The organism is Lysobacter sp. Root690, from assembly GCF_001427785.1.
In the GTDB taxonomy this organism is placed as follows: Bacteria; Pseudomonadota; Gammaproteobacteria; order Xanthomonadales; family Xanthomonadaceae; genus Lysobacter.
This window is the reverse complement of the sequence record NZ_LMHM01000012.1, coordinates 50316-71016: the sequence shown is the minus strand read 5'-3', so window position 1 is coordinate 71016 and position 20701 is coordinate 50316. Positions and strand designations below refer to the sequence as shown.

Annotated in this window: 12 protein-coding genes; 6 read left to right on the top strand and 6 right to left on the bottom strand. The window is 67.5% G+C overall.

Annotated features, from left to right (window positions below; genetic code table 11):
• Positions 1–471 precede the first annotated feature (471 nt).
• Both ASD86_RS08190 and ASD86_RS08180 read left to right on the top strand, forming a co-directional pair.
• Positions 472–1986 (top strand): hypothetical protein, encoded by a 1515-nt coding sequence (locus tag ASD86_RS08190; protein WP_056109337.1) that lies wholly within the window; start codon positions 472–474, stop codon positions 1984–1986.
• A gap of 811 nt (positions 1987–2797) precedes the next feature.
• Entirely contained in the window at positions 2798–3460 is a 663-nt protein-coding gene (locus ASD86_RS08180) for an ankyrin repeat domain-containing protein (RefSeq protein ID WP_162253630.1), read from the top strand.
• Between the two features lie 597 nt (positions 3461–4057).
• Here ASD86_RS08180 and ASD86_RS08175 read toward each other — a convergent pair.
• The 6 genes from ASD86_RS08175 to ASD86_RS08150 all read right to left on the bottom strand — a co-directional run bounded on the left by ASD86_RS08175 (position 4058) and on the right by ASD86_RS08150 (position 15983).
• Positions 4058–7027, bottom strand: coding sequence for an ATP-binding protein (locus tag ASD86_RS08175; protein ID WP_056109333.1), 2970 nt, complete (start codon positions 7025–7027; stop codon positions 4058–4060).
• Between the two features lie 6 nt (positions 7028–7033).
• Positions 7034–8230, bottom strand: a complete 1197-nt coding sequence (locus ASD86_RS08170; protein ID WP_056110618.1) for an EAL domain-containing response regulator — start codon at positions 8228–8230, stop codon at positions 7034–7036.
• A gap of 279 nt (positions 8231–8509) precedes the next feature.
• Positions 8510–9148 (bottom strand): tetratricopeptide repeat protein, encoded by a 639-nt coding sequence (locus ASD86_RS08165; protein ID WP_056109331.1) that lies wholly within the window; start codon positions 9146–9148, stop codon positions 8510–8512.
• Positions 9149–9369: 221 nt separating this feature from the next.
• Positions 9370–11781, bottom strand: coding sequence for a family 20 glycosylhydrolase (locus ASD86_RS08160; RefSeq protein ID WP_056109329.1), 2412 nt, complete (start codon positions 11779–11781; stop codon positions 9370–9372).
• 266 nt (positions 11782–12047) lie between these two features.
• The gene (locus tag ASD86_RS08155; protein ID WP_056109327.1) at positions 12048–14720 is read right to left on the bottom strand and encodes a TonB-dependent receptor; all 2673 of its coding nucleotides are present in this window, start codon (positions 14718–14720) and stop codon (positions 12048–12050) included.
• Between the two features lie 201 nt (positions 14721–14921).
• Positions 14922–15983: a glucokinase gene (locus ASD86_RS08150; protein ID WP_056109325.1), complete on the bottom strand. Its 1062-nt coding sequence runs from the start codon at positions 15981–15983 to the stop codon at positions 14922–14924.
• A 444-nt stretch (positions 15984–16427) separates the two neighbouring features.
• Here ASD86_RS08150 and ASD86_RS08145 point away from each other — a divergent pair, with 444 nt between their 5' ends.
• The 4 genes from ASD86_RS08145 to ASD86_RS08130 all read left to right on the top strand — a co-directional run bounded on the left by ASD86_RS08145 (position 16428) and on the right by ASD86_RS08130 (position 20642).
• Positions 16428–17747, top strand: a complete 1320-nt coding sequence (locus tag ASD86_RS08145) for a sugar MFS transporter (RefSeq protein ID WP_056109323.1) — start codon at positions 16428–16430, stop codon at positions 17745–17747.
• A gap of 325 nt (positions 17748–18072) precedes the next feature.
• Positions 18073–18879, top strand: a complete 807-nt coding sequence (locus ASD86_RS08140) for a lysophospholipid acyltransferase family protein (protein ID WP_082578287.1) — start codon at positions 18073–18075, stop codon at positions 18877–18879.
• A 7-nt stretch (positions 18880–18886) separates the two neighbouring features.
• Positions 18887–19876, top strand: coding sequence for an alpha/beta fold hydrolase (locus ASD86_RS08135; RefSeq protein WP_056110614.1), 990 nt, complete (start codon positions 18887–18889; stop codon positions 19874–19876).
• 142 nt (positions 19877–20018) lie between these two features.
• Entirely contained in the window at positions 20019–20642 is a 624-nt protein-coding gene (locus tag ASD86_RS08130) for a hypothetical protein (RefSeq protein WP_056109321.1), read from the top strand.
• Positions 20643–20701: the final 59 nt, after the last annotated feature.

Below are 20701 nucleotides of genomic sequence, written 5' to 3'. Positions count from 1 at the left end.
GACATCCTGTCCCGGTGGCGCGCGGCGCACATCCATGTGCGCCGCCCTTCGGGTGTGCTTTTGTTCTCGCGAGTAGCGGCTTCGCAGCGCTGGATGAACTGCGCGGCTTCAGGCTCGCGGAGTCTTTGCGGTCGCTGCGGGAAAAAGCGAATCCCCCGCGCCGCTGGATTGGCTCGGCTTCGCGCCGACGCAAGGCGCGCGCCCCCTTTTACAAAGTGGGCGATGACTTACGCTCGCCTTCGTACCGGTACCCGTACCCCGTAGCCGTAGCCGTAGCCGTAGCGGCAATGGCAGTGGTAGCCGCACCCAAACCCGAGTCCACGTGCAAGTGGGTCCGAATCCCCAATCTCGAATCCCCAATCCCCAATCCCCAATCCCGGCCCCTAGGGCAAACCCTAGCTCGGGCACACACCAGCTGTTTCGGGAGATTCGCCACCCATACCCTACCGTCAAGCACAGGAGACGGCACCGATGAGCTGGAGCGATTTCACCAACCCCGTACTGCGTTTCGCGCAGCTGCCCAGCGTCATCGACAACCTGCTGCACGCACAGCCCCAACCGGTGGTGCCGCCGCCGCAGGTCGTCGCGCCGCCGGTCACGCTTGCCGCGCCGGTCGAACTGCCGTATTCGCCGCACGTGCCGGTGCCGGCGCAGGTCAAGCCGGAGCAGCCCTTCAGCGAACAGCTCGCCGGCCAGCAGCCGCAGAAAGAAATCGACACCGCGCTGGCCGAACTGTCCAGCGACGTGTACGAAACCACCAACACCGGCGCGGCCGGCTGGACCCGGCTCACCGACGATCAGCTGACCAACCTCAAGGGGCCGGACGGCAAGCCCGCGGGCATCGATCCGGCGAGCCTCGACGTCGACGGCAGCGGCTTCCGCGCCGCGGTCTACACCAACGGCGACGGCCAGTACGTGGTCGCCTTCGCCGGCACCAACGGCTTCAATCCGCTCGGCGACGGCGATATCGCCAACGATGTCGGCCAGGGCCTGGGCTTCAACACCAGCCAGTACAAGCAGGCGGTGGCGCTGGCCAAGGAAGCCGAGGCTGCGTTCGGCGACAACGTCGTGTTCACCGGCCACTCGCTCGGCGGCGGCCTGGCGTCGACCGCCGCGCTCGCCACCGGCAACACCGCGGTGACCTTCAACGCCGCCGGCCTGAGCAACGACACCCTGCGCGACCTGGGCTTCACTCCGCACGAAGCGCGTTCGCAGGCCGAGGACGGCCAGATTCGCCGCTACAACGTCGACGGCGATCCGCTGACCGGCGCGCAGCAGGGCGTGGAACTGATCAACGGCATGCCCGACGCGGTCGGCTATGAACTCAACCTCGCCCACCCCGGCGGTTGGGCCAATCCGGCGACCGCGCACGGCACCGACACCGTGATCAAGGCGATGCAGACCCAGACCCCGACGCCGACCCCGAGCATCGAAGGCGATGAGCTGGGCCTGCTCGACAATGCCGCCGAGACCGTGTCGGAAACCGGCATGGATCTGTTGGGTGACGGTCTGCAGGAAGTGGTCGACCTCGGCGTCGATGCGTTCAATGTCGGCTACGACTTCGGCGGTGATCTGGTTAACGTTGTCAACAATGAGTACGCGAACGGCCGCTACCTCGACGGTACCTTCAAGCTTGCCGGCGATGTCACCGAAGGCGCGCTCAATCTGACCGGCGACGTCGTCGACGGTGCGTTCAACCTGGCCGGCGACACCTTGCAGGGCGCCGGCGAACTGACCGGCGGCCTGATCCGCGACGTCGGCGAATACGTGGGCCTGGAAGGCGCGAGCGACACCGTCGCCGGTTGGGTCGAGAACAGCGGCGAATGGCTCGGCGCGCGCACCGACGACCTGGGCAACCTGGCCGAAACCGCGATCGACGGCCTGGGCACCGCCGCCGAAGCCACCCTGGACTTCGCCGGTGACGTGACCGAGGGCGCGGTCAACGTGGCCAAGGATGTCGGCAGCTTCCTCAATCCGTTCGATTGAGTCGGTTCGATTGAGCCGGCTCGATTGAGTTGGTTCGACTGATTGGGCGCCGGGCTTAGGTTCGGCGCATGGCTCAGGCCATCACGGCACCGTGGTTCACTGCGCCGGATAAGCGATGCGTCTGCGTCGAGTGAGCTTGCGCCGAGCGAGCGCAGACTATTTCGCATCGATTTTGGCAACGCGGTGGAAGCGCGATAGATAAAGCATCGCTTCGACAACACGTCGCCCAACTGTCCAAGGGCCCAGACGCCAAACGCCTGAGTGTTCAAGTGCGCAGGGCTTTGCCGTAACGCGCAAAGTCGTTTCGCGATAGCTGCGTTTCACAACGGCTGTATCTTGCGAGGCATGCGCGAACCCCTCAAGCCGTCATCCCCGCGAAGGCGGGGATCCAGGGCTCCATCGCGACGAATCTTTCCGCGCGAGCTGCCTTAACGCCGAGTCGCCATTCGCACGCAGCGGCGTCCTCAAGTGCCGTCGTCTTCCCAAGCCCGTCATCCCCGCGAACGCGGGGATCCAGTGCCTTGACGCGAAAAATCGCCTCCCGCCGCCATCCCAAATCCTCCCGCGCATGTAATCGGTAATCGGACATTCGCCGCCGCCGCGCGCGCACTCCGCTCTCCGTCGAAAGCCGCGACCGTTTCGCATCCCCTTTCCCACCGCTGCGCTACGATCCAGCCACGCTGACACCGAAGGCGCCCGCATGCCCCCGAGCCTCGCCCAGCCGCATCGCATCATTTCGCGCGTGATGGCCGCCGCCGTCTTGCTTATGCTGTCGGTCTGCACGGCGTGTGCAGGCCCCGGGAACCGATCGATGCAAGCCAGCGAAGCCTTCACCGATGTGCGCACCGCCGAACTGGCGCAAGCCGCCGCCGACGGCGATGCCGCGCGCGTGCGCGAACTCGCCGCGGCTGGCGCCAACCCCAACGAACGCGGCGCCAAGGGCGTCACGCCGTTGCAATGGGCGCTGTACCACCAAAGCACCGATGGCATGAAGGCCTTGCTCGCCGCGGGCGCCGATCCGGCTCAGGGCAGCGACGACGGCATGACCGTCGTGCATCTGGCGGCGATGGCCGACCACCCGCGTTACCTGCATGTGTTGCTCGATCACGGGGTCAGCCCGGACACGCCGAACACGGTCACCCAGGCCACCCCGCTGGCGGCGGCGTTGATGGGCGAACGCGCGGACAATTTCGAGGCCTTGCTGAAGGCAGGCGCGAAGCCCGACGTGCCCGATCGCATGGGCAACACGCCGTTGCACCAGGCGGCCAAGGTCAACGAATTCGGCCACGCGCTGGAACTGCTGCAGGCCGGCGCCAGCCCGAACACGCGCAACGTGCAGGGCGCGAGTTTCCAGCGTTTCATGTTCATGACGCCGGACAAGATCCTCAATGCGCAGACCCGCCGCGATCGCGAGGCGGTGATCGAATGGCTGCGCGAGCATCAGATTCCGATTGAGGATGCGCAGGCCAAGTGAGGCGGTTTCGTTAGCAGCAGCTGGGAAAGCAAAGCAAAAGCAAAAGCGAATCCCCCGGCGCAGCTGGATCATCGCTTGGGTTGTAATAGCGCAGGCGCCAGCCCCCTTTTACAAAGTGGGCTGATTGACGCGGCAGATAGTGCGAGGCGGAGGTTACGCTTCGCTCGTGTCGGGACGATGCTGCGTAAGTGGCGAATCTTTGCCCTGTTCTAATTTGCGCCTGTGCCGGGCTTGAGCAACAGCGAAAGCGAATCCCCCGGCGCAGCCGGATCATCACTTGGTTGTAGTAGCGCAGGCGCCAGCCCCCTTTTGCAAAGTGGGCTGATTGACGCGGCGGATTTTCCGAGGCGGCGGTGATGCTTCGCTCGTATCGAACTTCTCGCGATAAGCGGTCAGTCTTTTCTCATTCGAACTTACGTCACCCCCATTCTTGATGCTTCCAGCGAAACGCCTGGACATCCGACGAATGCAGCCCACAACGCGCCGCAGTCCCCCTCTTTGACAAAGAGGGGTTAGGGGAGATTTGCTCTTCGCTCGCCAAGCCAACTCCAATCACCCGCGTCAAAAACAGCCGCCACGGCGATCATCGTCAAACCGCTACCGCGGCAATCGCCGCAACCGCTCCACCGCCGTTTCCACATCGCTGAGCAACGGCAACGCCAGATTCCAGTCCTGTGCGCGCGCCGCCTGCTCCAGGGCGTCGGCGGCCTCACTCAATTCGACCGCGCCGATCAGCTGCGCCGCGCCACGGATGCGATGGGACGCGTGCTGCAGCACGCTCAGGTCGCCGTCGCGGTGCGCGCGATGCAGGTCGGCCAGGTCCTGCGCGGTCGCGGCGAGGAAATCGTCGAGTACCTCGCCCGCATCGCTGTCGCTGTCGTCGAGCAGGCGTCGCAGCACCGCGACATCGAGTACGCGCCCGCGGTCGTGGCCTTCGAGCAGGTTCGGTGGCGGTGGTTCGTCCGGGGCGGTATGCGGCAGCCATTGGCGCAGGCTCGCGGCCAGGCGCGCGACCGCGATCGGTTTGATCAGGCAGTCGTCCATGCCCGCGGCGAGGCAGGCCTCGGCCTCGCCCTTCAACGCCGACGCGGTCAGCGCCAGGATCGGCGTGCGGCGCGGGTCGCCCAGGCCGATGCCGGCGCGCGCTTCCTCTTCGCGCAGCGCGCGCGCCAGGCCGTAGCCATCGAGTCCGGGCATGTGCACGTCCGACAACAGCAGCGCGTAGCGGCCGCTGCGCCAGCGTTGCAGGCCTTCTTCGCCGCTGGAGACGGCTTCGCAGGCGTAGCCGGCCAGCGCGAGCTGACGCGCGATCACCAGGCGGTTGGTCGGGTGATCGTCGATCAGCAGGATCAGGCTGCGTTCGCGCTCGGCGGTGGCGAGGTCGGGCAGCGGTCGCGGCACCAAGGCCAGATTCGCAGGCAATGCCGATGGCGCGGCATTCAACTCGGCCTGCGATGCGCGCGCCAGGGCGACGCGCAGGCGCAGGGTGGTGCCGATGCCCGGTTCGCTGTGCAGGCTGATTTCGCCGCCCATTAACTCGGCCAGGCGCTTGCAGATCGCCAGCCCCAGGCCGGTGCCGCCATAGCGGCGGGTGGTGTCGCCGTCGGCCTGGTTGAACGGTTCGAACAGGCGCTGCTGCTGTTCGGCGCTGATGCCGATGCCGGTGTCGGTGACGCGCAGGCATAGCAGGTCGCGCGCGGGTGGTTGATCGGCTTGGTCCGGCACTGAGTTGCCCGGCACGATGGAGGTCGAATCGCTGGCGTTCAAATCGGTCGAAGCCGCGGCTGCCGCATCGACGCCGCCCGCGACGGGGTTCGACTCCTCTCGCCCCTCGTACTCCAGCGCGACCTGAATCGTGCCGCGCTCGGTGAACTTGACCGCGTTGGACAGGAAGTTGCCGACGATTTGGCGCAGCCGCAGCGCATCGGCGTGATGCGCGGGCGCGATCCGCGGATCGATGTGGCAGCTGAGCTGCACGCCGCGGCTGGAGGCCGCGCCGAGAAAGCCGGCGACGGTGGCGCGCAGCAGCGCCGGCAGGCTGACCGCATCGGTCGCCAGTTCCAGCCGCCCGGCCTCGATCTTCGAAAAATCCAGGATGTCGCCGATGATCTGCAGCAGCGATTGCGAGGAATGCTGGATCACTTCCAGCGCGTGCCGTTGCTCGGCGTCGAGCCGCGAATGCGATAGCACTTCAATCATCCCGGTCACGCCGATCATCGGCGTTCGGATCTCGTGGCTCATCGCCGCCAGGAACGAGGACTTGGCCCGGTTGGCGTCCTGCGCGCGCGCTTCGCTGGCGCGCAGCGCGCGTTCCAGCCGCTTGAGCGCGCTCAGATCAGCGGCGACCACCAGCAGGCCCGCCGCGTCGTCTTCGCCCTCGCGCGTGGCCGAGACCGCGAGCAGCACCGGCACCCAGGTGCCGTTGCGATGGCGCAGGCGGGTTTCGCGCGGCGCGGCCTGGGTGCGCGCGAGTTCGCGCAATGCGGTCCAGTCGGCGAACACCGGTTGCTCGAGTTGCGTGCTGAGTTCAGCCGCCAGCGTTTTCAACGCGCGCGGTTCGAACACCGCCTGCAGCGACTCACGTCCGACCAAGTCGGCCTCGCGCACGCCGAGCAGCCGTTCGGCGAACGGATTGACCAGGGTGAAGCGACCCTCGCCATCGACCGCCAGGATCGCGGTCTGCGCCGAATCCAGCAGCGAGGCCTGGAAGCGTTCGCGGCGTTCGAGTTCGGCGCGGGTGCGTTCGTTGCGGATCAGCTGGCCGGTCAGTTCGGTCTCGAAGCCGAGCACGTCGCGGCGCATGTCGATGAAGGCCTGCATCACCGCGCCGAGTTCGCCCGACGGCAGCTCGCCGGGTTCGGCGGTGTAGTCGTGTTCGCGCATGCGCCGCGCCAGCCAGGTCAGCCGGTCGATGCCACGCGAGGCGTTGCGCAGCACGCGCCGGCCGATCAGCGCGGCCAAGCCGAGCGCCAGCAGCGAGACCACCAGCCGCAGCAGGCTGACTTGTTCGCTGCGCACCAGGTCGGCGCGCACCACCGCGTCGGTCTGGGTGAGTTCCAGGTCCGACAGAAGTTGCAGGCGCTGGGTCAGCGGATCGATCGCCGGGTACAGGCGGGTGTCGGCGAAGCGGCCGAGCGCCGGCAGGTCGCGGTGGCGCAAAATCGTGCGCAACTCGGCCGCGGCCGCATCGGCGGTGTGGCGGGCCAGCGCGGCGGCGTGCAGCTGTTCGGTCTCCTGCGCGGTGTGCGGCAGGGTCTGCAGGCGCATCCAGGCCTGATCGATGCGGCGCTGCGCGCCCTCGACCCTGGCCAGGCCCTCGTCCCAGCCGACCAGGTCGTTGCGCACGCGGAAGGTGGTGTCGACCACGTCCAGGCCGTAGCCGTCGGAGATGGTCTTGATCAGGCGCAGGCCGAGCAGGGCGTCGTCCTGCAGGGTCTGCAGGGTGCGGCGCGCGCGCTGCTGTTCGATTTCGTCGATCACCAGCACGCTGGTGCCGGCCAGCAGGAACAGCGCGAACAGGCCCCACAGCTGGCGGCGGATGCTGAAGCGGTCGAGCCAGGCGAACACGGCGGCTCAGTGCTCGGGCCGGCGCCAGCGGCTGAGCATGGCCGGCAGTTCCTCGCCGGGCACGGCGTCGCCGATCAGCCGGCCCTGCGCGGTGGTGCAGCCCAGTTCGGCCAGCATCTGCCAGTCCTCGATGGTTTCCACGCCCTCGGCGACCGCGTCCAGGCCGAGCTTGCGCGCCAGGTCCAGGCTGGCCTCGACCACCGCGCGCTTGCGCGGCTGCTGGCTGGCGCCGGCGACGAATTCCTGGTCGATCTTCAATTCGGTGAACGGCACCTGCGATAGCTGCGACAGCGACGACCAGCCGGTGCCGAAATCGTCGATCGACAGGCCGAAGCCCTTCAGCCGCAGCCGCGCCAGCACCGCCAGGCCGCGCGCGGCGTCGGCCATCAGCGAGCTTTCGGTGAGTTCGAGCACGATCTCGGCCGGGTCGACCCCGGCTTCGCGCACGATCCGCTGGTAACGGTCGGCGGCGCCGGTGTCGTCCAGGGTCGAGGCCGAGACGTTCACCGACAGCTTCAGGCGCAGCCCGGCGCGGTCCCAGTCGCGCTTCCAGCGGCAGGCTTGGGCCAGCATGCGTTCGGTCAGTTCGTCGAGCAGGTGATCGCGTTCGAGCACCGGCACGAAATGCTGCGGCAGGATCACCCGGCCGTCGCCGCGGCGCCAGCGCGCGAGCGCTTCGACCCCGATCACCCGGCCGTTGCTCAGTTCCACCTGGGGCTGGAACCACGGCACGATGTCGCCGTTGGCCAGGGCGGCGCGGACGGCTTCGGTGGTGATCTCGCCGGGCGAGTCCTCCTCCACGTCAGCCGTGGTTTCGCGCAGGCTGCCCAGGGCCGTCGACAGTTTGGCTTTGGTCAACGGCTTGGCCACCGCGTCGAGCACGCGCAGGCCGCAGGCGCGTGCCATGGTCTGGACGGTGTGCAGCAAGGCCGCGTCGAGCGCGCTGACCACCAACACCGCGCGGGCCAGATGGCGCTGGGCGAGGTGGTCGATGAATTCGATCCCGTCCATGCCCGGCATGTCCAGGTCGACCATGACCACGTCCGGGGGCTGCGCCATGGCCTCCAGCAGGCGCAGCGCGCTGGCGCCGTCGGCGGCCTCGTAGGCGCGGGTGACGCCCAGTTCCGACAGCAGGCGCAGCGCCATGCGGCGCTGGAAGCCGTGGTCTTCGACCACCAGGACGCTCAGTGCCGATATGGACATCAGTTCCCCGGCCGCGCAACGCAACCACAGGCCGACAGCGTCGGCCGCGTACGGCGACTTTAGCCGTGTAGGGAGTTCAACGGGAACAAGGGCCGTAAACGGCCGGTGCGATGCACGGGCGGCGTGATCGACGACGACCGCCGGATCGGTCGCCGGTCACGTTATCGGATCGGATTTGCGGCACCCGCGTGTTGGCGGGTGCCGCGATGCGAGGCGGAGCTTGCGCGAGGCGCACGTTGCATGCACCCGTGTCTGCCCGCGCGATTCAGCCGTTCGCGCTCACGGCCACTTGGGTGGCTTCGCGGCCCAGGCCTGCTGCACTTCGGCCAGGGTCGCGCGCTCGCTGTCGCGCCACTCGGGCAGCAGCTCGGCGTAACGCGCGCTGGTGCGCCACTGGTCGGGCTCGGTGCGCACCGCGGCGGCGTACCATTGCACCGCTTCGTCCTTGCGACCCAGCGTCCACAGCACCAGCGCGTAGGTCGGCGGCATCCACGAGGCGTTGACGGTGCGCGCGTTGTGGACCGTGGCCCACAGCCTGAACGCGTCTTCTGGCGCACCCGCGCGGAACTGGTCCCAGGCGTAGTTCCAGTTGATCGCGCGCCAGAACGTGCTGCCGCCGTCGACTTCGCGCAAGGCGCGGCCGTACAGCTGACGGCCCAGATCGTTGCGGCCGGCCTGCATCGCCAGATGGGCGAGCTGAGCGGCTTCGTTGGGCGCGTGCGTCTTGCGTTCGAGAATCTTGGCCAGACGGTCGGTCGCCGCGTCGCCGGTTTCGCGCACCGCGATCACCGGCTTGGTGGTCTGCGCGTCGGCGTCGAAGTAGAACTCGTTCGGCTTGGGCAAGGTCTGGGCACCGGCGGCGCCGGAGAACAAGGCAGCGGCGAGTGCCGTGGCCAACAACAAATTACGCGTGAACATGTACGTGGATCCCCCTGTAGGCGCTCATATGCTAACCGTTCGAATGCCGGTTCCATGAACGGGCGCACATACTTCGCCCAATTGCGCATAGTCGGCACGTAGAAAGCATGCCGTTGCGTATGTTAAGCGTGAGGCTTCTTTCCTGAATGCAGGAGCGGAATGAGCCGCGACCGCGCCATTGCGATCACGCGGACTGTCCGCTCCCACATCCCGAGCGCCGCTTATTCGGCCGGATGCAGGGTCACCGCATCCAGCGCCCACAGCGGGTCGTGCGTGCCGCTGGCGAACACGAAGCACAGGTCGTGGCGACCGTCGCGCGCCGGCAGCTTGGCGCGCAGCGTGGTGATCCCGTCGGAGCGTTTGGCCGCGGCCAGCGGCAGGCGCGCGATCGGCGCGCTCTTGCAATCGTCCAGGCGCACTTCCAGCGCGCCGCCTTGCACCGCCTTGCGCGTCACGATCTTGTCGGTGTCGTGCCAGAGCTGGAAGTTGTACGGCAGCTGGCCGACCTGGACCTCGATCGCGCCGATGCCGTCGAGCGCCGCGGCCGGGTAGATCCAGCACGGATCGATCAGGTTGACGGTCAGCGCGGCGCGCTCGCCGTCGCGGCCGCCATCGCGCGCGGCGTCGTCCTCCAGGCGCAGGTTGTAGCCCTCGCGGCACGGCCGCAGGCCGGCGCTGGTGCGACGGCTCAGGCCGGCCAGGTCGCGGGCGCTGAAACGGCGCGGCGCGGCCACCGGGCGGCCGTCGAAAAAAGTCGTGGCGACGAGGTCGAGCGGCAATGTCGCCGGCAGCGGTTGCCGGTAACGCGGCGACGTCGGGTCGGGATCGCCGCCGTCGGTGCGGTAGCGGATCTCGCCGAAGCCGGCCTGGTTCGACAGGGTCAGTTGCGGCTGTCCATCGGCGCCATCGATGAGCTTGAACGACACCGCATAGGCGACATCGCTGACGAGCACGTCCTGAGCGCGGTAACGCGCGAGCTGCGGCGCCAGGCGCTGCTGGAAATCGTTCCAGTCGCGGTTGGCCGTCGGCGACCACACCACTTCGGCCAACGCGTCCAGACGTGGATACAGCGTGGTCTGGACGCGATCGAAACCGCGCCGGTGCTCGCTCCACAGATTGGCCTGCGCGCCGATCACGTGTTTGCTCTGCTGCGCGGTGAGTTCGGCCGGCACGATCGAGAAATCGTAGAAGTTGCGCAAGGTGCTGGCCGGGAAGCGTCCGGGCGTTTCGTCGTCGCGATCGCTCTGCACGTAGTCGAGATACAACTGCCGATCGGGCGCGACGATCACGTCATGGCCTTCGCGCGCGGCCTCGACCGCGCCGGCGGTGCCGCGCCAGGACATCACCGTCGCGTTGGCCGGCAGGCGGCCGCCTTCGAGAATTTCGTCCCAGCCCAGCAGGATGCGGTCGTGCGTCTGCAGATGCTGGCCGATGCGGCCGACGAACCAGCTCTGCAAGGCCATCTCATCCTTGAGGCCGAGCGACTTGATCCTGGCCTGCACTTTTTTGGATGCGATCCATTGGTCCTTGGCCGCTTCGTCGCCGCCGATATGGATGTACTTCGACGGGAACAGCCCGGCGACTTCGTCGAGCACGTTTTCCAGGAAGGTGAAGGTCGAATCGTCGACGCCGAACAGATAGGTGTGCACGCCCCAGTCCGGCGACACCCGCGGCGCCTTGCGCACGACGTCGGTCACGCCGAGGTTCGGATACGACGCGATCGCGGCCTGCGCATGCCCCGGCATCTCGATCTCCGGCACCACGGTGATGTGGCGCGCGGCGGCATACGCGACCACGTCGCGGATTTGTTCCTGAGTGTAGTGACCGCAGTACGGCCGCGGCTTGCCCTGCGCGTCGCGGCCGTTGGCGCCGGCGAGGATGCGGCAGCCGCCGACTTGCGTCAGGCGCGGGTATTGCTTGATCTCGATGCGCCAGCCCTGGTCGTCGGTCAGATGCCAGTGGAAGGTGTTGAGCTTGTGCAGCGCCATCTGGTCGATGACCGACTTGACCTCGTCGACGCTGCGAAAATGCCGCGCTACGTCCAGCATCACCCCGCGCCACGGATACGCCGGCGCGTCCTCGATGCGCTGCGCGGCGATCCGGATCGCGCCCTGGCCGCCGTCGGCGGTGAGCAATTGCCATAGGCTGACCGCGCCGTAGAACAGGCCGGCCTCGGTGCGCGCGCGGATGCGCACGCCGTCGGACTGGATGTCGAGCACATAGGCTTCGTCACCGATCGCCAGCTCCGGTTCGATGCTCAGCGCGATCGCGTCGCGCGCGTTCGTGGATGCGGTTTGAGTTTCGGAGACGACCGGCGCGAAGCCACGCAATGCGCGCACCTTGGCGGCGAAGTAATCGGCCACGCGGCGTTCGCCGGCTTGGCCGACATGCACCTGCAGCGGCGTGTTCGCGTCGAATTCGAACTGGCCGCGCTGGGCCTGGGTCTTGAGCGGACGCGGGATGATCGCGGTGCGGTGGGCTGTGAACGTGTCGCGCGTTGCGCTCGCCGGTTCGCTGTCGTGCGCGGCCTGTTTATGCGCGGCGGCCTCACGCGGAGCGGCGCTGTGGCACGCGGTCAACGCGGCGGCCAGAGCGGCGGCGGCGAGCAGGCTGCGGGTCGTGCGCGTCTTCATCGGGGGCCTTGGTTCGAGATTCGAGATTCGGGATTCGGGATTCGGATTTGCGAGATCGTCAGCGAACGGCAGCCCACATGCCGCCGTGCCCCGCCGAATCCCAAATCCCGAATCCCCAATCCCCAATCCCCAACCAAAAGAAACCCGACACGCAAGTGCCGGGCTTCGGGTGTCACCGGGGGGCGATTGCGCCATCGCCCGACCGTTGTCGCGCGCCGGCCTTGCGGCCGACGCGCGCTTACCGCTTCGATCGCCGTGCAGGCCGATCAGAAGTTGAACCGGAACGCGGCCATGTAGCGGCGACCGCTGTGGTACTTGCCGACCGGCTTGTCCTGGTTGCCCGAGTACTGCACGTACTCTTCGTCGAGGATGTTCATCGCGTCGAACGACAGGCCCATGTTTTCGTTGAACTTCCAACCCACGCTGGCGCCCAGCTCGGAGTAGTCGTCCACGCTCGCCGGCGCCGCGCCGGCCACGTAGCCGCCGGCCAGGTAATGGCTGCGCCAGTTGTACGACAGGCGCACGCTCAGCGGGCCCTTTTCGTAATACGGGCTGATCGCGACGCTGTCGCGCGACTGGTACGGCAGCGGATCGCCGGTGTTGTTCTCGCCATCGGCGTAGGTGTAGTTCGCGGTCATGCCGAAGCCGGTGTCGGCGAACGGCTGCTGGTAGCTGACGTTGAAGCCCTTGACCTTGCCCTTGCCGGCGTTGCGCGGACGCTGGATGTCGTAATCGCAATAACCATCGGCGGTGCAGCCGTGGAAACCGACCAGGGTGGTGTCGAACACCACGCGGTTGGTGTCGCGGATCGAGTTGTACTGACGCTCGATCCGGGCCGCGCTGTCGATGTAGTTGTCGATGTCCTTGTAGAACACCGAGGCGGCCAGCACCGACTGCTCGGCGAAGTACCACTCGGCCGACAGGTTGAAGTTGGTCGACTCGTACGGCGACAGCTCGGCGTTGCCGCCGCTGCCGTTGTAGGTGGTGTCGTTGAGGAAGGTGTTGTTGACCATCTGGTTGTACGGCGCCCAGGCGATCACCTTGGCCGCGGCGAAACGCAGCAGCACGTCGTTGCCGGTGTCGTAGACGACGTTGAACGACGGCAGGAAGAAATCCTCCTTGCGCGACTTGGTCTGCCACTTGCTGGCCAGATCGGTCAGGCTCGGCGCGCCGCCGTAGACGAAGCCGCTGGCGTCGGTCTTGGACTCGACGTAACGCACGCCGAAGTTGCCTCGCCAGGCGCCGGCCGAGAAGTCGGCCTGCACGTAAGCGGCGGTGTTGGTCTGTTCCAGCGCCCAGGTGTTGTTGAGGTAGCCGGCCGCGTCGGGGTTGTTGAAGTCGAGCGGGCTGCCCTTGACCCAGTCGAGCACGTTGCCGCGACCGACCTGGATATGGCGGCCGTGATCGCCGGTGAAACCGCGGATGTCGGTCAGGCCGATGGTGCCGACGTCGGCCAGGGTGCCACGGTTGACCGGGCCGTAGATGTTGAGGTCGAACGACTCCTCATGCTTGGCGCGGCGCACGCCGAACTGCAGGTTGTTGATCGCGCTGTCGAACTCGACATTGAAATCGACCTGGCCGTAGGTGTCCTTGCTTTCGGTGGAGAACACGCCGTTGTTGCCCATCCAGCCGTTGGTCAGGCCGCCCGAGGGACCCCAGTTGGCCGGATTGCGCGCGGCGTCGGGGTTGTCGAACTTGATGCCGCGGTTGATGTCCCAGCTGAAGCCGCCGTTGTAGACCGGCTCGATGAAGTACTGCGCCAGGTTTTCGTTTTCCGACTTGCTGCTGCCGATCTGGCCCTTGAAGCCCCAGCCTTCGCCCTTGAACGAGGTGCGCAGGTCGATGCCCTTGGTGACCACTTCCGACTCGCGCACGTTGTTGTCGTAGATCACCGTGCCGCCGAGCGGATCGGCGTTGGCGTTGGAATGGCCGCTGGTGACCACGCCGTTCTTGGCGTCGCCGAGCTGGTTGACCGCGCCGACGGTGCCGTCGTTCCAGGTCAGGAAGCTGTACAGCGACTGGTTGTAGTTGTCGAAGTTTTCCTTGATGTACAGGCCCTGCAGATCGATGTTCCACTGATCGTTCGGCTGGAACTGCAGATTGACCACGGCGCTGTCGCGCTTGCGGTGCTGCTGGAACCAGGCCGCGTTGATCGAGTTGGGCACTTCCGCGTTCGGGTCGAGCCCGGCGCGCGCGGCGTTGGTGAAGGTCGAGGCCTTGGCGTAGCCGAAGATCTCCAGGCCCTGACGGTCGACCTGTTCTTCGTAGTGCTGCGCGGCGACGGAGATACCGAAGTTTTCCTGCGGGTTCTTCCAGCTGTACAGCACCGAGGCGCTCGGGCGGCCCTTGCTGCCCTGATCGCTGTAGTTGTAGCTGACCGAGCCCGCGACCGAGTTGGCGTCGAGGTCGAGCGGCTTGCGCGTGTGCATCAGCACCGTGCCGCCGAGGCTGCCTTCGGTGATGCGCGCTTCCGACGACTTGATGATTTCCAGTCGGCCGAGGATTTCCGGCGCGAGCAGGGTGTAATCGAAGCCGCGGTTGGGCTGTTCGCCGTACAGCCAGATCGCCTGCGCGACCGGGTGGCCGTCGAGGAACGACAGGTTGAGGCTCGGATCGGTGCCGTCGATGCTGACGCGTTCGCCCTGGCCGAAGCGACGATCCAGGGTCACGCCCGGAATCTGCGACATGGCTTCGGCGACGTTGGTGCTGGCGAACTTGCCGATGTCCTCGGCGGTGATCGCTTCGGACACGGTCACGTTGGCCCGCTTGGTGTCGAGCGATTTTTCCAGGCTCGCGCGGATGCCGGTGACCACGACGGTGTCGAGATCGGTGGCTTGCGAGGCGGCGGCCGGGGCCGCGTCCTGGGCGAACGCCAGGCCAGGACCCATCAACAGGGCCGTGACGATGCTGGCAGACAAGATGGTCTTGCGCGCTTTCATTTTGTTCCTCCCTCGGGCGGTGATGGCTGTGCGATCGTCCGGGGAACCGGTTCGTCGCCAAGTCCGGTGTTTTGACTGCGGGTGCGGTGATGCGATCCGGTCGCGGCGAGCGCCGTGTCCGGGGTGTTGCGGTACTGCCGCCTTCGATGCGAATCCGCGATGGCGCGCGCGCCGCGATCGGCGCGCGCGGCGGTTTCGCATTTACTGCATGGGGTGCCGCGGCGCGGGCTCGGCGTCGGCCGCCGTCTGCGCCAGGTGCTGCAGGTACCAGCTCGCCGCGCCGATCACGCCGAGCCGTTCGTTTTCGATCAGCCGCACCGGCACGCGTTCGAGCACCGGGCGCATCACGCCCTTGTCGAGCATGCGCGGGTGGAACTGGCTGTCGGGCACGAAGTCCTTGAGTTGCGGCAGGATGCCGCCGGCGATGAACACCGACTTGGCGCCGCTGATCACGGTCAGATCGCCGATCACGCTGCCGAGCAGCGCGCAGAACGTCAGCACCGCTTCGCGCGCGATCGCTTCGCCGCGACGCGCGGCGTCGGTGATCGCGGCCGGCGCGCGCAGCGAGGCGTCCACGCCGCTGAGCGTGCACAGCGCGCTGTACAGATTCACCAGCCCGGGGCCGGAGACGAAATATTCGGTCGGTACGTGGGTCTGCCCGCGTTGCTGGGCCAGACGCAACATGTCGGCTTCGCGCGCGTTGCCCGGCGCGAACGCGGTGTGGCCGGCTTCGGTCGGCAGCACCACGGTGCTCTTGCCATGCGGAATGCGCACCGCCGCGCCCAGGCCAGTGCCCGGGCCGATCACCAGCACCGGGCCGGCGGTGGCGTCGGAGTCGCCGACACCCGGCGTGAGCAGGGTGGAATCGGCCGGCGCCATGCACTGGGCGGCGTTGGCGTTGGCCTGGAAATCGTTGATGACCAGCACTTCGTGCAGGCCCAGTTCGCTGCGCAACTGCGACAGCGAGATGCGCCAGGGAAGATTGGAATTGACCACCTCGTCGTCGAGCACGACGCCGGCGGTGGCGATCACCACCCGGTCCACGCCCACGCCGTTGCCGGCGATGAACTCGGCCAGGATCGCGGCCAGCCCCGGGTAATCGGCGCACACGTACTTGCGGTGGGCGAGCACGGCCACGGTCGAATCGCCGCCGCTGCCAGGACGCACCAGGCCGACTCGGGTGTGGGTGCCGCCGACATCGGCGGCGATGAAGCTGCCCGCGGACGCGTTCACGGCCGGGGTGAGTCTGGGTGCGGCGCTCATGCGTGTCCCTTCCAGCGGCGCGGCGCGACGCGCGACGCTTGCGCGTCGATCGGTCCATTCGCGATGCGTCCCCGCGGCACGGTCGTCGTTGCGACCCGTGCCCCTAACAGCGTGTCCCACTGCATGCGCCCTCCACGGCTGCCCATCGGTTTCCCCTGGCGGCGCCGAGATTGCTCCGGGTTTGACAACGTTGTCAACAGCGCCGTCAGAAACGCCCATCCGGTCGCGCAATCGTGGATTTAAGACGCCATTTCGTGGTGCGCCGCAACATACGTCCGCGCGTCGTCGATCACGGTATGGCAGGGGTTTCGAGGCTTTTTTACCGCCCGCGCTGGCGTGGGCCGCGGACTTGTGACAACGTTGGGCGGTCGTTTGTCGTACCGGTCAAGCCGGATGACTGCGAGACGTGGCGGGCGGTCCCCGCTGCTCTGGGAGGGGAGTCACATGTCGGTTTCCAACGCCAACGCTCAGCCGCGGTATCTGGGCTCGATCGCGATCATCGGCGCGCTGTTCTTCGTGTTCGGTTTCGTCACCTGGCTCAACGGGCCGTTGATCGCTTTCGCCCAGCTCGCCTTCGATCTCGACGAGGTCGGCGCGTTCCTGGTGCCGATGGCCTTCTATCTTTCGTACTTCTTCCTCGCGGTGCCGTCCTCGGCGATCCTGCGCCGCACCGGCATGAAACGCGGCATGGCGCTGGGCCTGCTGGTGATGGCGATCGGCGCGGCGGTGTTCGGCGAGTTCACCACCCAGCGCTGGTACCCCGGCGCGCTCGGCGGACTGTTCGTGATCGGCGCGGGCCTCGCGGTGTTGCAGACCGCGGTCAATCCCTACATCAGCATCCTCGGCCCGATCGAGGGAGCGGCGCAGCGCATCGCGGTGATGGGCATCTGCAACAAGGTCGCCGGCATCCTCGCGCCGATCGTGCTCGGCACGATGGTGCTGCACGGCATGGGCGATCTGGCCGAGCAGGTCAAGGCGGCCGATCCGGCGACCAAGGCGCAGTTGCTCAACACCTTCGCCTCCAGCATCCACGGGCCGTATCTGATGATGGCCGGGTTGCTGGCGCTGCTCGCGGTCGGCGTGCTGTTTTCGCCGCTGCCCGAGCTGCGCGCGGCCGAGGCCAACCGTTCCGCGTCCGATGGCGCCGGCGACAGCGGCAGCCTGCTGCAGTACCCGCATCTGTGGCTCGGCGCGCTGTGCATCTTCGTCTACGTCGGCGTGGAGGTGATGGCCGGCGACGCGATCGGCACCTACGGCCACAGCTTCGGATTGCCGCTCGACAAGACCAAGTTCTTCACCTCGCTGACCCTGGGCGGGATGCTGGTCGGTTACGTGGTCGGCCTGATCGTGATTCCGCGCTTCATCTCGCAGGAGCGCTACCTGAGCCTGTCGGCGGTGCTCGGCGTGGTGTTGACGATCGGCGCGTTCGCGACCCACGGCTATGTGTCGGTGGGCTTCGTGGCGGCGCTGGGCTTCGCCAACGCGATGATGTGGCCGGCGATCTTCCCGCTCGGCATCCGCGGGCTGGGCCGGCATACCGAGGTCGGTTCGGCGGTGATGATCATGGGCATCGCCGGCGGCGCGGTGGTTCCGCAGCTGTACGCGGTGCTCAAGCAGCACCTGGATTTCCAGCTGGTGTTCCTGCTGCTGATGGTGCCTTGCTATCTGTACATCCTGTACTTCGCCCAGGCCGGGCATAAGGTCGGCCTGCGCGATCGCCGCGGCGCTTCGGCGGACGCGGTGGCGGCGTCTTCTTCGAATTGAGGTTGCGGGGGAGAGCAAGAGCAAATCCCCCCTGGCCCCCCTTTTTTAAAGGGGGGAACAGCCGCGGTGATCGGGATGTTCCGGCACTGCCTGGAGCGGCTCGAGGCGACGTAACCCAACGCTCCCAACGAATCCATATCGAAGAATCCCCCCTTTAAAAAAGGGGGGCAGGGGGGATTTGCTCTTTGCCGCACAGCTCAAGCAACAATTCCCGTTCAGCCAAGGCCGCGAACGAGCGGTCAACTTTTCACCAAACCGTTTCAAACGCCGGCCCCGTCGCAATCGCCGCTGGTCGCTGCGACTGCGCTTCGGTATCGTGGGCGTAATGAATGCGCCGCCTCCCCACGCCGGCGCGGTCGCGCCTACCGGTGCGCAGACCGCGCGCGCGCTGCGTTACCTCGTCCGTGTGCCCCTGTTGCTGTGGCATGTGCTTATCCACCTGCCGCTGTTGCTGCTGCTCACCTCGCCGCTGACCGCGCAATTGCCGATCGGCGCCGAAACCCTGGAACACCGTTTGATCCGCGCCTGGTCGGCCGGGCTGATGCGGATCTTCGGTTTCCGCCTGCGCCGGGTCGGCACGCCGCTGGCGGGGGCGACCCTGTTCGTGGCCAACCACGTCAGCTGGGTCGACATCGAGATCCTGCACAGCCAGCGGATGATGGGTTTCGTCGCCAAGCGCGAGATCGCCAGCTGGCCGGTGGTCGGTTGGCTGGCCGCGCGCGGCGAGACCATCTTCCATCACCGCGGCAATACCGAATCGCTCGGCGGCGTGCTGCACGAAATGCTCGCGCGCCTGCGCGCGGGCCGCTCGGTCGGCGTGTTCCCCGAAGGCGGCACCCGCGGCGGCGGCGAGATCGGCCCGTTCCATGCGCGCATCTTCCTGGCCGCGGTCGAGGCCGGCGTGCCGGTGCAACCGGTGGCGCTGCGCTACGGCGAGCACGGCGACGCCCAGGCCGTGGTCGCGTTCCAGGACAAGGAAAGCTTCTTCGCCAATTTCCTGCGCCTGCTCGGCGAACCTGGGCGGCTGGCCGAAGTGCATTTCCTGACCCCGATCGCGCCCGGCGAAGCCGACGGTCGCCGTCGCATCGCCGAACTGGCGCGGCAGCGCATCATCGAGGCGATGGCGAGCTGAGACCATGCTGACCGCTGCCGATTACGCGCCACCGCGCTGGTTACGCAATGCGCACGTGCAGTCGGCGCTGGGATCCAGCCCGCTGCGCCGGCGGCACGCGGAACGGCGGCTGGCGCAGGTCGGCGCGCATACCCAGCCGCATCTGATCGAAACCGGCGACGGCGTGCGCCTGCACGGCCTGCACAGCGCGATGCCGGGGGTGAAGGCGCGCGGTCTGGTGCTGTTGCTGCACGGCTGGGAAGGCAGCGCCGATTCCAACTACATGCGCCTGACCGCGGCGCGCCTGCTCGAGGGCGGGTTCGAAGTGTTCCGGCTGAATTTCCGCGACCACGGCGACACCCATCACCTCAACGAAGGCCTGTTCCACTCCAACCGCATCGAGGAAGTGGTCGAGGCCACCGCCGAGATCGCCCGGCGTTTTCCGCTGCGGCCGTTATCGGTGGCGGGCTATTCGCTCGGCGGCAACTTCGCCCTGCGGCTGGCGCTGCGCGCGCCGCAGGCGGGCCTGCCGCTGACCCACGTGGCCGCGGTGTGTCCGGTGCTCGATCCGGGCCGGACCATGGCCTCGATGGAGTCCGGCTTGCCGCTGTACCTGTGGTACTTCGAGCGCAAATGGCGCGAATCGCTGTCGCGCAAGCGCGCGCTGTTTCCGGGCGTGCACGATTTCGACGACCGCACCCTCGGCCTGAGCATGCGTCCGCTGACCCAGTGGATGGTCGAGCGGCATACCGACTTCGGCACCCTGGAGCGCTATTTCGAAGGCTATTCGGTCGCCGGCCCGCGCCTGGCGCAGGTCGAGGTGCCGGTGAGCATCCTGATGGCGGTCGACGACCCGGTGATCCCGGTGGCCGATTTCAACGATCTGGAATTGCCGGCGCATTCGCGGCTGGAAGTCGCGCCGTGGGGCGGGCATTGCGGGTTTTTGGAGAACGCGCATCTGGATGGGTTCGCCGAGCGCTGGATCGCGGATCGGATGGAGTCGATGGCGTCGGGGTGATGCCGCGGCGCGGTCCGGCGCTTGCCGACGGGGCCGCGTGTATCTTGCCGCCAGCCACCCGCGCCGAGCCGCGAGCATGCACGCCATGCACAGGCAGCGCGGCGGGTTTGACTATCTTTTCAGCCGTGGGGAACACACCGGTATGCGAATCGATGCTCCGAAGTGCCTGCTGTCGGCCGGTCTGGCGACGATGCTCGCGAGCGCGGCGGTCGCCGCCGCGGAACTTCCGCAAACGCCGGCCGAACGCGCCAAGCTCTACGCCGACGCGGTGGCGCAGGCGCAGCAGCGCTACGCCGAGTCGCTGCGGGCGCAGCCGCTGCTGAAGCCGCAGTCGCGGCCCTGCGACGTGTTGCTGGCGGCGACGATGCCGTCCGAGCGCACCCAATGGAACTGGAGCGGCGCGTGCAAGAACGGCGCGGCGGAAGGCAGCGGCATCGCGGACGTGTACTTCGACGGCAAACACAAATGGCGCTATGTCGGCGCCATGTCGGCGGGCGAACGCAGCGGCGCCGGCGAGATGCTCAGCGCGTCGGGTTATCGGGTCAAAGGCGAGTACGCCAAAGACGAGCTCAATGGCCAAGCCTATGTGGTCGACGTCGATTGGCAGACGGTCGGCACCATCACCTATGTCGACGGCACCCGCGAAGGCCCCGCCTGGTACGCCAGCGGCGACGGCAGCGGCTCGCAAGGGCGGCATCGCGACGGCATCCAGGTCGATGGCGTGCGTTATACGTACGAGGGCGGCGTCGAAAAAGTCGGCAAGTGAGTCGCCGTCGCTCAGGCGCTATCGGCTGAGGCAGGTCGCGCATTTCAGCGCCGGTCCGG

Excerpts from the sequence above, each read along its gene's own strand:
- ASD86_RS08190 (WP_056109337.1), top strand. The coding sequence starts at position 472 with ATGAGCTGGAGCGATTTCACCAACCCCGTACTGCGTTTCGCGCAGCTG.
- ASD86_RS08180 (WP_162253630.1), top strand. The coding sequence starts at position 2,798 with ATGCAAGCCAGCGAAGCCTTCACCGATGTGCGCACCGCCGAACTGGCG.
- ASD86_RS08170 (WP_056110618.1), bottom strand. The coding sequence starts at position 8,230 with ATGTCCATATCGGCACTGAGCGTCCTGGTGGTCGAAGACCACGGCTTC.
- ASD86_RS08165 (WP_056109331.1), bottom strand. The coding sequence starts at position 9,148 with ATGTTCACGCGTAATTTGTTGTTGGCCACGGCACTCGCCGCTGCCTTG.
- ASD86_RS08160 (WP_056109329.1), bottom strand. The coding sequence starts at position 11,781 with ATGAAGACGCGCACGACCCGCAGCCTGCTCGCCGCCGCCGCTCTGGCC.
- ASD86_RS08155 (WP_056109327.1), bottom strand. The coding sequence starts at position 14,720 with ATGAAAGCGCGCAAGACCATCTTGTCTGCCAGCATCGTCACGGCCCTG.
- ASD86_RS08150 (WP_056109325.1), bottom strand. The coding sequence starts at position 15,983 with ATGAGCGCCGCACCCAGACTCACCCCGGCCGTGAACGCGTCCGCGGGC.
- ASD86_RS08145 (WP_056109323.1), top strand. The coding sequence starts at position 16,428 with ATGTCGGTTTCCAACGCCAACGCTCAGCCGCGGTATCTGGGCTCGATC.
- ASD86_RS08140 (WP_082578287.1), top strand. The coding sequence starts at position 18,073 with ATGAATGCGCCGCCTCCCCACGCCGGCGCGGTCGCGCCTACCGGTGCG.
- ASD86_RS08130 (WP_056109321.1), top strand. The coding sequence starts at position 20,019 with ATGCGAATCGATGCTCCGAAGTGCCTGCTGTCGGCCGGTCTGGCGACG.